Origin of the sequence: Kitasatospora sp. NPDC001603, assembly GCF_040298365.1 — a bacterium.
Taxonomy (GTDB): Bacteria; Actinomycetota; Actinomycetes; order Streptomycetales; family Streptomycetaceae; genus Kitasatospora.
Window position 1 is genome coordinate 1 of sequence record NZ_JBEPAA010000138.1, and the last position, 11,767, is coordinate 11,767.

General features: G+C 72.3%; 12 protein-coding genes. 4 read left to right on the top strand and 8 right to left on the bottom strand.

Annotated elements, in window-relative coordinates:
* Positions 1-442 precede the first annotated feature (442 nt).
* From ABT263_RS37780 to ABT263_RS37795, 4 genes are read right to left on the bottom strand one after another with little or no spacing between them, the layout of a single operon-like run.
* A complete protein-coding gene (locus ABT263_RS37780; RefSeq protein ID WP_352298197.1) occupies positions 443-1,078 on the bottom strand; it encodes a PIG-L deacetylase family protein in 636 nt (211 codons plus the stop codon).
* On the bottom strand, positions 1,062-1,703 hold the full coding sequence (locus tag ABT263_RS37785; protein ID WP_352298199.1) for an HAD family hydrolase: 642 nt from the start codon (positions 1,701-1,703) through the stop codon (positions 1,062-1,064). Before ABT263_RS37785 ends, ABT263_RS37780 begins: the two co-directional genes overlap by 17 nt.
* A complete protein-coding gene (locus ABT263_RS37790) occupies positions 1,700-3,295 on the bottom strand; it encodes a PEP/pyruvate-binding domain-containing protein (protein WP_352298202.1) in 1,596 nt (531 codons plus the stop codon). The genes ABT263_RS37785 and ABT263_RS37790 overlap by 4 nt, the downstream gene beginning before the upstream one ends.
* Entirely contained in the window at positions 3,292-4,269 is a 978-nt protein-coding gene (locus tag ABT263_RS37795) for a hypothetical protein (RefSeq protein WP_352298205.1), read from the bottom strand. The genes ABT263_RS37790 and ABT263_RS37795 overlap by 4 nt, the downstream gene beginning before the upstream one ends.
* Positions 4,270-4,418: 149 nt before the next feature.
* Here ABT263_RS37795 and ABT263_RS37800 point away from each other — a divergent pair, with 149 nt between their 5' ends.
* Complete coding sequence (locus tag ABT263_RS37800; protein WP_352298208.1) at positions 4,419-4,910, top strand: NUDIX domain-containing protein; 492 nt, start codon at positions 4,419-4,421, stop codon at positions 4,908-4,910.
* A gap of 263 nt (positions 4,911-5,173) precedes the next feature.
* On the opposite strand, the gene ABT263_RS37805 is transcribed toward ABT263_RS37800, so the two are convergent.
* Complete coding sequence (locus tag ABT263_RS37805; RefSeq protein WP_352298210.1) at positions 5,174-5,896, bottom strand: hypothetical protein; 723 nt, start codon at positions 5,894-5,896, stop codon at positions 5,174-5,176.
* Between the two features lie 297 nt (positions 5,897-6,193).
* On the opposite strand from ABT263_RS37805, the gene ABT263_RS37810 reads away from it, so the two are divergent.
* The gene (locus ABT263_RS37810) at positions 6,194-6,532 is read left to right on the top strand and encodes a hypothetical protein (protein ID WP_352298213.1); all 339 of its coding nucleotides are present in this window, start codon (positions 6,194-6,196) and stop codon (positions 6,530-6,532) included.
* Between the two features lie 86 nt (positions 6,533-6,618).
* Positions 6,619-7,101, top strand: a complete 483-nt coding sequence (locus ABT263_RS37815) for a hypothetical protein (RefSeq protein WP_352298216.1) — start codon at positions 6,619-6,621, stop codon at positions 7,099-7,101.
* 614 nt (positions 7,102-7,715) lie between these two features.
* On the opposite strand, the gene ABT263_RS37820 is transcribed toward ABT263_RS37815, so the two are convergent.
* On the bottom strand, positions 7,716-8,087 hold the full coding sequence (locus ABT263_RS37820) for a phosphorylase family protein (protein WP_352298218.1): 372 nt from the start codon (positions 8,085-8,087) through the stop codon (positions 7,716-7,718).
* Between ABT263_RS37820 and ABT263_RS37825 the strand changes: the two genes are divergently transcribed.
* Positions 8,064-8,429, top strand: coding sequence for a glycosyltransferase (locus ABT263_RS37825; protein WP_352298221.1), 366 nt, complete (start codon positions 8,064-8,066; stop codon positions 8,427-8,429). The two genes, ABT263_RS37820 and ABT263_RS37825, sit on opposite strands and share 24 nt — an antisense overlap.
* Positions 8,430-8,813: 384 nt before the next feature.
* Here the strand turns inward: ABT263_RS37825 and ABT263_RS37830 are convergent, their stop codons facing one another.
* Together ABT263_RS37830 and ABT263_RS37835 are read right to left on the bottom strand one after the other, a co-directional pair.
* Entirely contained in the window at positions 8,814-9,152 is a 339-nt protein-coding gene (locus tag ABT263_RS37830; RefSeq protein WP_352298224.1) for a hypothetical protein, read from the bottom strand.
* Positions 9,153-9,311: 159 nt separating this feature from the next.
* Positions 9,312-11,654, bottom strand: coding sequence for a polymorphic toxin-type HINT domain-containing protein (locus ABT263_RS37835; protein WP_352298227.1), 2,343 nt, complete (start codon positions 11,652-11,654; stop codon positions 9,312-9,314).
* Between the last annotated feature and the right edge of the window lie 113 nt (positions 11,655-11,767).

Below are 11,767 nucleotides of genomic sequence, written 5' to 3' on the forward strand. Positions count from 1 at the left end.
GCCGAGTGCGCTCTGGCGCTGGTCAGGATGGTGGCCTTCATCCGGATCATCGGCCAGATCACTTCCCGTCAGGCCGAGGCTCTCGGCCTCCCCCCGTCCCGAAGCTCGGCCAGCGGGCCTCCCAGCACGCGTGAACCCACTGCAGGTCAACCGGGCAGGCGCACTGCTCGTACAGGCGTCCGGCGTCGGCGAGCGGGGCCTGGCGGCGGACAGGCGGTCCGCGGCGATCAGCCCTGCCGGACCGACCCCGATCACCAGCGCTTTGGGGCGTCCGGGTCGGTGGTGGATGCACTTACTCGGTGGCGGCCAGGTCCTCGATGGCGACGCGGTCGGCCCGGCCGCCGGGGTGAGGCGGCGGCCCCGGGCGGGCCCGGGCGGAGGTGCCGCCCGGCCCGGGCGGGTCAGGCGAAGGAGAGCTGGCCCCGCGCGTCGTCAGCGTGGGTCATAGGTGGGCCACTCCGGGCAGGCGGCCGAGGACGGGCAGGGCCGTGAACGCCTCGGCGAAGTCGGCGCCGCTGCGCCGCCCCCACAGGCGTGCGAGGTCTTTGGCCATGGGGCCGAAGTGTTTGTCGATGGGCTGGGATTCGTGGCAGCGCAGGGCCTTCATCTTTGTGTCGAAGGTGCTGGTGACGTCGACCATCCGCGTGGGGGTGAGCGGCCCGGTGAGGGTGAGGGAGTTGTAGGTGTCGCAGGTGTAGACGCGGCGCGGCCGGCCGGTTTCGATCTTCGCTTCGGGCAGGGCTTCGAGGACGGCCTCGGCGGTGTGCCGGTGCTCGGCGTGGGTGTCGAGGACGGGGTGGGTGATGACGACGTGCGGCTTCACCTGCACAAGCAGGGCCTGGATCGCGGACGGGGTGAGCTCGGCGACCTGGTGGAGTGTGGCGCCGAGGACGGCCGCTCCGGCCTTGGCCTCAGCGTCGCGGACCGGGTCGTGAAGGGGGACTGCGATGTGGACGGGCGCGTGCTGGGCGTGGAGGGCGAGGGTGCCGCCGGCCCACAGCTCGGCGTCGTCGGGGTGGGCGAAGACGGCGAGTACGGACTGCGGCCCGATCAACTGGTCGTCAGGATTGCGCGGCACGGTGAGCTCCAGAGGGGCTGGGGGTGCCGGCCGGGACGAGCCGGCCGTCGCGGATGGTGAGGGTGCGCATGCCGGCGGCCAGAGCTGCGGCGATGCCGTCGGCGGCGTCGTCGAGGGCCAGGCACCGGGTGGGTGCGGCACCGAGGCGTCGGGCGGCTTCCAGGTAGGCGTCCGGCGCAGGCTTGCCCTGGGGCACGTCATCGAGGGTGACGGAAACCGGCAGCAGTGCCTGCAGCCCGAGCTGGTGGATGCCGTGGTGGACGAGGGCGGCGCTGGCGCTGGAGGCGACGGCCAGCGGAAGGCCGAGCCGGTGAGCGGTGTGGAGGAGGGCGAGAGTGCAGGGGATCGGGTCGGGAGCCGGTCCGGCGAGCAGCGCGGTTCGGCTGCGCGCCACCACCTCCTCGACAGGTGGAGCAGGAAGTGCGGCGTCGGCGGCGAGCTGGGCGATCACCTCGCGCACGGGCAGGCCGGCCAGCGCCCGGTAGCGGTCGGCGGGGACGGCGACGCCGTGCGGTGCCAGTGCGGCCCGAAGGGCGCCGTGGCGGGCGGCGGTGTTGTCAGCGACGGTGCCGTCCCAGTCCACGACCAGCGCCACCGCGTCGCCGAGGAGCTCAACGGGGGTCACCGGGGCACCGTCCTGCGGTGTAGGACCTGTCCGCCGGGCCCCAGGACAGCGAACTCGGTGGGCGGGGGCGGGGCGTCCTGGGGCCACAGCAGCACGCCCAGTCCCGGTAGTCGGATCGGGCTGCACCCGGGCGGGACGGTGGCCGGCGCGGAGACGTCGCCGGGCACCAGCAGGCCGACTGGGTGCAGGCCGCAGCCGCCGTACCCGGCCAGGTCGAGAGCGGGGGTGTGCTCGTCGTGCCAGAGGAGGGTGGCGGCGCGGCCGTCAGCAGGCGCCGGGTGCTCCAGGGCGCGGACGAGCACCGCGGCGGCAGTGAGCGGCCGGGCCTGGGAGCCGGTGCGCTGAGCGGGGACGGCCGGGGCCACCCGGACGGTGCCGGCGCCTCCGTCGACCTCGACGACAGTGCCGGTGGCAATGGCCGTGCGGGCGTCGGCGAGGTTGGTGACGCAGGGGATGCCGAGCTCGCGGGTGATGATCGCGGTGTGGGAGAGTTCGCCGCCGGTGGTCGCCACGACGGCGGCAGGTCCCGTGAGCAGCGCCGGGACGGCCTCGGGGCCGAGTGCGTCACAGACCAGTACGTGGCCGGTGATGCCGGCATCGCCGAAGGCGTGGACGGCAGTGCCGGTGCCGGTGCCGGGTGCGGCCGCGATCCCGCGCAGTACCCGGTCGTCGTCGGCCGTCGTCCGGGCCGTGGTGTGGTCGGTGAGGGGCGCGGTGAGGGGGCGGGCCTGCACGAGGTGAAGCCTGCCGTCGGCGTCGATCACCCACTCGACGTCGATGCGTTCGAGGCCGAGGGCCGCAGCGGCTCGGGCGGAGGCGGCGAGGAGCTGGTCGCGTGCTTCGGCGGTGAGCACGGGCCGGTCCGCCAGGGCGGCAGGGGTGTGCAGGTGCAGTACGCCCGCACCGGATTTCTGGATCTTGGCCCGGGTCCTGGTGCCCGTGCCGAGGTTCACCCACTCACCGGGCGGCATCGCCGACTCCGTGGCTGTGGCGGGTAGTTGGATGGTCTTCTGGATGGCAGGCCGGGTCATGGCATCGTGGCCGGGGCTGCCGGTGTGGATCTCGCCGGTCACGTGGCCGGAGACGAGCGGCTCGGCCAGGCCGTAGACGGCCTCGATCCGCCAGCGGGTGCACCGGGTGCCGGTGACTTCGGCGGCCAGGACGCCGGAGCAGGCCGGGCGCAGGGCCGCCTGCACGAGCACGGCCATGTGCGGCAGGCCGGTAACGCCCAGGGCCTGGCCGTACGCGGTGATGGCCGGGTGGTGGGCGGAGGCGCGGACGGTGCGGACGCTGTCTAGCAGCGCGGCGGGGTCGGCCGGGGTGATACGGGAGGTGAAGAGGCCGGCGAAGGAGGCGTCCGGTCCGTCCTCGGCGGTGGAGGAGGAGCGGGCGATCAGCCCGTACGGGGCCGGGCAGCGGGCGAGGATCTCGGCGACGGCGGCCGGCAGCTGCTCGTCGGAATGGCCGACGGGGACGACGACCCCGTCGGGGACGGGCAGGCCGGCGGCGGTGAGGCGCGCGAGGGCGGTGGCCTTCGCACCGGCACTCTCAACGGCCAGGGCGTCGTCGAGGCAGGGCAGGGTGGTGGTCATCGGGCGGCTGCCGGACGCAGGTCGGCGGTGGTGACGGTGGCGGGGTCGGCGCCGCGAAGTTCGCACCAGTGGCGGGCGGCGGCGAGGAAGCGGTGCCGCTGGACCTTGCGGCTCTCCTCGCTGCCGGCCGCCCACCGGCACACCATGGTCAGCGCTTGGACCCGCGCGGTGGCGGCCGGGTCGCCGGCGGCAGCGAGCTGGGCTGCCAGCGTCCAGGCGTCGCGCAGCTGGACCGCTCGGCGGCGGGAGGTGCCGATGAGTTCGCGCTGGCCGGTGGTGTCGGTGGCGGCGGTTGCGGTGAGCAGCCCGGCGGCGCGGTCGAGGTCCTCCAGCGGCATCGCCGTGGCGGCCGGGGAGCCGTCCCCGTACAGGGTTCCGGCGCGGGAGGCGAGGGCACCGGCCGCGGTGGCGAGGTCGGCGCCCTGGGCGAGGGCCGCGGTGCCGTCCAGGAGCACCAGGTGGGCGTCCAGCAGGTGCCCGGCATTGGGGGTGTTCAGCGCCAGGCGGCAGGCCCGGCCGTCGGCGTCAGCGCCGAGCAGGCCGGCGAGCAACTGCTGCCAGTCGTCGTCGGGCAGCAGCCAGTTGACGATGTGGGCGCTCATCACGCCGAGGAATGCCGCGGTGGCCTGGGCCAGCTGCCGGTCGGCCGCGCCGCCGATGTCGAGTTGGTGCTCCAGGGCGGCCAGGGTGGTGTCGGCGAGCTGATGGCGCTGCTCGGCGGCGGTGACCATCGAGGTGGTGTAGGCGGGGTCGGCGAGCAGGGCGTGCCAGCGGTCGGTCAGGGCGAGGTGCTCGTCCTCGGGGATGTCGACGATCCCTGACCGGCGCAGTCGCCCGTACGGGCGGGGGTCGTCCATGAAGACGGCGGGCCAGCGGATGAGGGAGGTGGTGTACAGGTCGAGCTCCAGCGGGGTGCTGCCGGGCCTGGTGTGCTCGTAGTCGCAGGTGAGCTGGCCGTTCCAGAGGGGCTCCACAGGTACTCCCTTGCCGGGGGCGGGCGGCGCGGTGGCCGGATCGGTGACGTTTGGTCATCGGGGTGGTGCGGGGTGTGAAAGGCTCGGCGCCTGCCGCCGGACCGGTGGGCCCCTGGGCGGCTTCGACGGGCCGAGTGTCGGGAGTTGAAGTGATCAAGGAAGTGACGGCGAGCGCGTTCGTGTTCCGGGTCGGAGGGGACGGCGAGTGCAGGACGGCTCTGGTGTGGCAGCCGCGCCTTGAGCTGTGGCTGCCGGCCGGCGGGCACGTCGAGGTGGACGAGACGGCGGCCGAGGCCGCGCTGCGTGAGATCGAGGAGGAGACGGGGCTGCGGGCCGAGCTGCTGGCCGGGCCCTCGACCCCGCTGCCGGCGGGGTTCCCGCACAGCGCGCTGCCCGCGCCGTGGTGGGTGGTGGAGATGGACGCCTGCGCCGACAACCACACCCGCGAGCCGCACCGGCACATCGACCACGTCTACGTCGCCACGGTCGGCGACGACGGACCGACCACCGGCGTGCACGAGGTGCGATGGTTCACCGAGACGCAGGCCGCCGAACTGGAGGGCCTGTCGGAGGACTCGCGCCTTCAGGTGAAGCAGCTCTTCGCCGTGATCGCCGACGGGTCGCTGCGCCTGGCGGCGTGAGCGGCGGGTCAGAACAGCGCGTTCTGCTCCGGCTGCGAACCGGCCGGGGCGAGGCGCTTGGGCTGCAGACCGGCGGTCATGTCCAGTTCCAGGAGGGTGCGGGAAACGACCGGGTGGCCGCGCCTGGCCGTGCCCGGGTCCCGAAAGGGGCGCGGGCACGGCCGATGACATGGATGTCAGCTGTGTGTCCGAGGTCGTCACGGGCCGTCGCCGATGTCGGAGTTGGCGGCGGCCCGGTCTCGTCGCGCGTGCGCGCGCCCTGCTCAGGGCATGAACTTCTCCTGGGTGTCGTGTGCGGGCACAGCCGGTGCGGTGCGGTGGTAGACCACGGCCCGCGGGTGGAGCTCGGTCTTCACCAGCAGGCCCTGGCCGGCCATCCTGTCCAGGGCCGACCGCAGACTGCGCACGTTCTTGTGCCCGATCTCCAGGGCGAGGTGGCGCACCGTCAGGCTCCGCCTGTGCGGGACGCGCGCCAGCGCCCGGGTGACCCGCTCCGCGAGCGTGGCCCGACCAGTGTTCGCCACGGCCTGCTGGCCGGGAGGGGCCTGGGCGGCGGGGCCGCGTTGCGGCGGGACGATCCACGTGCTGCCGTCCGGCGCGCGGTGGATGCCGTCGGCATCCCCGGTGCCGTCCGTGATGCTGCAATTGCCGCGGGGCGCCGGCACCGGGCCGGCGCCCGTGCCCCGGGCCCGGCCGCCCGGGGCGGCGCTGGCACCGAGGTCCGGGCCGGGGGCCTGCGTGCCGGAGCCTGGATCCGGGGCCGGACGCTCGTCCGGCCGGGCGGCGCGGGCGGTGCGGTCCCGTACCGGGCCGGTGACGCCGGGGTCGTCCAGGCCGGTCAGAGGCGGCACGCTTTCCAGCCACAGCCGCAGGGTCCGGGAATCGGCGATGTACTCCTCGGCCTTCTCCTCGTACCGCTTGAGCAGCACGGCCGCCGCCGCCGGGTCCGCGAGCACGTCCCGCCATGTCAGGGTGATCCTGTCCATAGCCGCAACCCTAGAGCCGCCATCACCGTGCGCAATGGTGCGGATACGGATCTCCACCCTGACGAGTGACCGCACCCGCACTGCGGCGACGGACCGCAGCCCACAGGGCTCATGCGCCCGCACCGCATGCGGCCTGCGCACCACCCGGATGCGGCGCACCGGCATGCCATTCCAATGGCATGCGCGCACAGTGGAGGCCATACGCACCCCGCGAACCGCGCGCCCCCGCCGGGCCGTCGCCGTCGTCCTGCTGGACCGCCCCGCCGAACGGGTCCTGCTGAGCCACTGTCACGGCCGGTGGACGCCGCCGCTCACCTCCACTGCCGCCCGCGCGGCGTGCCCCTGGTCGCGCTGCGGGCGGCCCGGCACTGGTGGGGCCTGCCGGCCCGCCTCGCCGCCGTCGCCGGCACCGCGCACTCGGCGCCGGCGCGCGGCCTGCCCGCCCACCTGGCCCTGGTAATCGCACCCGCCGGGCACGGGCTGCCGTCGAGCGGGCCCGGCCCGGGCCCATGGCGATGGTGGCCCGTCGCCGCCCTGCAGCACGAGCCGGGCGTCCGACCGCGCGAGCTCGCCCCCTTCCTCGACGGCTACCTCCAGGGCTGGCTGCCCGACGGCATCCACGGCCTGTGCTGGTGACGGCCTCTGACCCGGTTTCACCCGCACGGGCGACACCGGCGGCAGCGGGCTTGGCCCGCGCCCGCGCCGGCGCTAGCATGCCCGGGGTGGAAACTCCCCGGACCTGGAGCGAGGTGAAGACCCCGGCCCAGGCCCTGGCCGCCGAGTTCGACCGCCGCGCCCGCGAAGCGGCCGCCCAGGCGGCGATGTACGAGCGGCTGCGGGACACGGCCGCCGAACTGCCTCGTCTGGCCGCCCTGTGGAACGACCTCGTCGCGAACCCGCCTCACCTCGCCCTCACCCTGCCCACCGCCGATGCGCCGGCCCCAGCGGCCCGCCCGGTACCCGAGCCGGCCCGCCCCGCCGTTCCCGCGCCCCTAGACACCGCCCTGGTCATCGCCCTCATGGGCCAGGCCCCCGGGCGCCTGTGGTCTGCCGAGGACGTCCGTACCGCCGTCAACGCCCCCTCCCGCAAAGAGGTCCGCAAGGGACTACGCGAACTCGCCCGCCAGGGCCTGCTGGAGGAAGTGGTCCGAAAAGCCCGCCACGTCCTGTTCCGCATCCCGCAACCGCGCACCGCCACGACCTGACGGCAGCCCCGCGGCCGCTCTGTGGCGCCCGCTCGGCGGCGGCTCCGGCCCGGTGGACGGGCCGATCAGCCACCCGGAGTCACCGCGGAGCGGCGGGCAGTGCAGGCCTTCCTGGTCCCGGACCGGGTGGTGGTCGGCGCGGACGACCCCGAGAGGGCGAAGCTGGTCGCGCAGCTGCACGACGGTGTGGAGGGGCCGATCGCGCGGCGATGGACGTCGCGTCCGCGGAGATGGTCAAGTTGGCCGCGAACGCCCTGCTCGCCACGAAGGTCAGCTTCCCGGCTCCAAGCCGAGGGGGCGACGGTCCGCTGCTGGGACCCGCTGATGCGCCAGCTCGACCGTGAACCCTGGTCCTCGACCACGCGTTACGCGAACCCCTGGAGGCCTTGGCTGGCGCGGACGCGGCGTTCATCGTGACCAACTGCGCGAGGTCGCTTGGGAACGGGCCGCGGACGTGATGGAGCGCCCGTTGGTCTCCGACGGCCGCAACGTCCCTTGACCCGCAACACATGGCCGCGCTCGGCTTCACCTACATGAGCGCGGGCCGCCGCACAGTGCGCGCAACGGACCGACGGTGACAGCCACTTGGGGGCGGGCAGCGCAGGCCGGTACCGTCACCTCCCTGCGGACTGAAGGCCGACCGCGATGTCCGGGGTGCCGGTGCGGGACGTCCGGTTGACGAGGGAGTTCGCGACGGCGAACGCGGCCGCGGCCAGTAGGTGGCGATGGCGGCCGACAGCGAACAGGCCAGCGGCTTCCATCTCCACGGTGAGGACGCCGTGGCGGGCGTACAGGCTGGCTTCGACAGCACGCTCGCGGTAGAGGGCGTCGGTGGTCCAGGTCGCTCCCGGGTGCCACGGTGCCCCGGCGCCGGTCAGGGCCTCGGCGAGCATGGCGGCGAGGTGCCGGTCGGGGTGGGCGAAGTATCCGGGCGGCAGGTAGTGGCGGGAGGGGCCCTCGCCGTGCAGCGCCTTTTGGCGCAGCACCGTCTCCGAACACGACCACGTCCGCGCCCAGCGGATGGGGAACCGTTCGGGCTGGTCTGCCTCGAAGCGATGGCCACCGAGACCCCGATCGTCGCCTCCGCCAGCGGCGGCCCCCTCTCCACCGTGCGCCCCGGCGGCCCCAGGCCCACCGGGCGGCTCACCGTCCCCGGCGACGCCGACGAACTGCACGCCACCCTCCTGACCGCACTCACCCAGCCCGCGGAGATCGAACGCTGCGGCCGCAACGCCCGCGCCTTCGTCGTCGAGCAGCACGACTCGCGGACCATCACCGAGGGGTGCGCTGACATGTACGACCGCGTCCTGGCGGGCGTCTCGACCTGACCGGACGCCGCCCGGTAGCCGGGCGGCCGACGCGTTGTACCGGGGGACGGTGGCATGCGCGCAGCCGCTGCCGTGCCGTCAGGCGGTTCCGCGCACAGTGGTTCGGCCCACGCCCATGTAGGTTGGTGTACACGTCCGCCTCCAGCGCAACGCCATCGACCTCCTCGGCCGAACCCTCAGCACTCCCTCCGGGGCCATCGTCGACCCCGACGACGGCGACGAACCGCTGTTTTGTACAGCATCCGTCCGCTGACGTTGCCGTCAACTACTGCCCTCAGACGCCACAGCAGCCCCACCGGAATCCGACCGGTGGGGCTGCTGTGCGCAATTAGGGAAATCCAATCTCAGCCCCGTCCCGCGCCATAACGCTAGACGCCCATAAGGCTAGACGACTGCCAGAACTTCCACCAATTCACCTTGGCCCGAAATTCCGACAATCACATTCTCGCAGTGCACATATCGAGCAGGCTCTTGACTGCTAAGTGTCAGCCCAATTCGACCCGTCTCACATATAAAGCTCACATCTGCGATAACCGAAACGACCGATTCGCCAGGCGTCGAGCCATCTGAACCATCCAGCCACTCCCAGAGGGATCGGTCGATTACTGGCGCTTGCGCCTGCGCTTCGACGTCGAGGGGCTCCTTGCGCTTTTCTTCAGCTCGCGGAGGCGCCTCAATCACGATCATCTGGAAGAGCATTCCGGTAAGCGGGTCGATCTTCATCTCGACCTCGCCGCCACTGGCTCCGGAAATCCGGAGGTACAGCGGCCTCCCTGCAGGCCGAGGAACCCATGTGACCTTCAGGGGGATCCATGGATCACTCTCGACAACTGCGCCTCCGCAGCCCACCGAGCCAAGTACTGAAATCACAAGCCTCCCCAATCATCCCTTAGGAATGGCATGGAATAGAACAGGAAGCTGCCCAATGCCGCGCGGCGCGCCAAACATCAACTCCCAACCTCCGATATTCACCATTTTATCCAAGGGGAATCCACCCTTTCCCGCCTCAGCCACTGCGGCTTGCAGGCTGGACAGCTTAGCCTGGGTAGCCATATCGATTTGAGCCTTCGTTGCACCGCGCTGAGCCATTCCGGAGAGGTATTCGTCGATGTGCTCTGTCGCATTTGGATGCACCCACACCCGATTTTCGCCAGCGGCCAGCTCAAACGATCGCGGCAGCTCGCTTCCTGCGTAATTAGGCTGCGTCGCCTTGATGCCGTCCCAAACCGTTCCTGTTCCGCATCCATTGGAATTGTGAACCAAGATCGGCGTGGCCCCGGCGAGTACATAGTACGTGTGGAGGTCTTGGACGGTCAGGTTGTAGGCCGCTTCGAGGGCAGTACGGTCCTTGGCCTCAGTGACGTCTGCAGTTTTCCCGTCGGAGGTGCGCAGGGTGTCGCCGCCGTTGAGCTCGCCGGCGTCGACCCACTTCCGGTCGTTCTCGACCCAGAAGGGATGGTGGTCGGTGGCTGTCAGGGTTCCGGCGGTGCCGTCCGATGCTGCGATGGTGAGGTCGGTGAATTCCCGGTCGTCGGGGGTGTAGATGGTCGCGTCGATGCGGCGTCCGCCGGTTTCTCCTGTCTCTGGGTCGGTTGCCCGGACTTGGTCGCCGACGCGGATCCGCTCGATCGGGAGGGTGGTTCCGTCCGCCATCAGGACGCGTGTGCCGGCGGGGAAGCTGTTCGGCTTCAGGCAGTCGTTCGCGATTCGCCTGATCCGTGCTGCCCGTGCAGCGTCCTCGACGTCCCTGGCCTTCCTCGCGAGTTGGGCGAGCTTGGCTGCCTTTCCGGCGGGGAAGAAGCTGACGGCGAGTTCCGCGCAGGCGGCGGCGCTCTTGTTTCTGATGCATTCCTCGGCGCTGTCGAAGCCGAGGACCATTTTGAAGACCTTCTTGAAGAGCTGGGCCTTGTCGTGGACGCCTTTGAAGAATTCCGTGACGTCGTCGAGCATGTCCAGGAGGCCGTTCGTTATCGGCCCGTTTGGTATGTTGAGGAAGCACCTGAGGGACGACAGGCGATGGCTGCAGGGCTTCTTGTTTTCGCTGCGGTATTTGCTCTCGGCTTCGCTGGCCTCGCCCTGGATCAGCGCTTCGAGTTCCTTCTTGAGCTCCTCCTCGATCTGTGCGGCCTCGGCCTGGATGCCCTCCTCTTCGGCGGCGAGCTCGGCCTGGCGTTCCCTGCTCGCCTTTTCTAGGGCGATGTCCCAGGCCTGGTCGGCGGCCTGCTGTGCGGCGTCGGCGTCCTGGCCTGCCGCGCGTGCGGAGGTGTAGGCGTCGTTCGCGGCGGTGCGGGCGGTGGTGGCGGACCAGCGCGCTTGGGCGGCGGAGGCGGAGGCGCGGTTGGCGGAGGCGGTGGCCTTGCCAGCGTCGCGTGCGGCGGCCTGGGCAGCGTTGCGGGCGGTAGTGGCGGACTGGCCGGCGCGGGTGGCGGAGGTTTCGGCGTCCCGGGCGGCGGTGTTGGCGTCGGCTGCGTACCGTGCGGCCTGATCGGCGTGAGAGCGGGCTTGGGTGCTGGCGGCCTGGGCCTCGGTGGCGGCGTTGTTGGCGATGGCGGCGGCGGCGGTGGCTTCCCACGCGTCCTGCTGGGCCTGGGCCGCGGTCTGGGCGGCCTTGGCGATCAGGTGCCGCATCTGTTCGGCGTGAGTTGCGGCGAGCAGGTCCTTGCGGTCGGCCATGTAGCGGTCGGTCTGCAGAAACGAGGTGACGAGGCCTGGGGGACCGGCGAGGGCGAGCTTGGCCGCGGCCTGGACCTCGGGGCCGCCGGCGGCCAGCAGCTGGGTGGCCTGGACGCGTTCGTCGATCCGGCGGGCGGTGTACTGGCCCGTCATCAGGAAAGCGGCGACGGCGTGGGGTGAGCCGTCCCGCAGGGCGGCTTCGCCGGCTTCCTTGACGCTGGTGCCGCCGGTGGCGATCAGCTGGTAGGCGCGGATGCGGTTGTCGGTGATCGCGGCCTCGTGCTGGCCGGTGGTGAAGAAGGCCTCGATCTGCTGGGGGGTGCCTTGGAGTGCGGTGGTTGCGGCGGTGCGCACGGCCTCGTCGGGGCTGTCCTGGGCGATTTCGACCACGTTCTGGCGCATGTCGTCCAGTTCGGCCTTGTGCCGGCCGGTGCGTGCCCAGCCGACGACCGCCTCGTCGGTGCCGGACAGGGCGGCCTTGGCGGCCTCCTGGCTCCACGGGCCGCCGGTCTTGGCGGCGTGGAGCGCGGCCTTTCGGCCCTTGGACGCCACGGCCTTGGGGTCAGCGTCGGGACGGGGTGTCGGCGGTGAGCGGGACGAGGTAGGGGCGGCAGCCGAGCGGGAAGGAGAGGTCGCCGGTGTGCACGTCGTGCACCGGGTCGAAG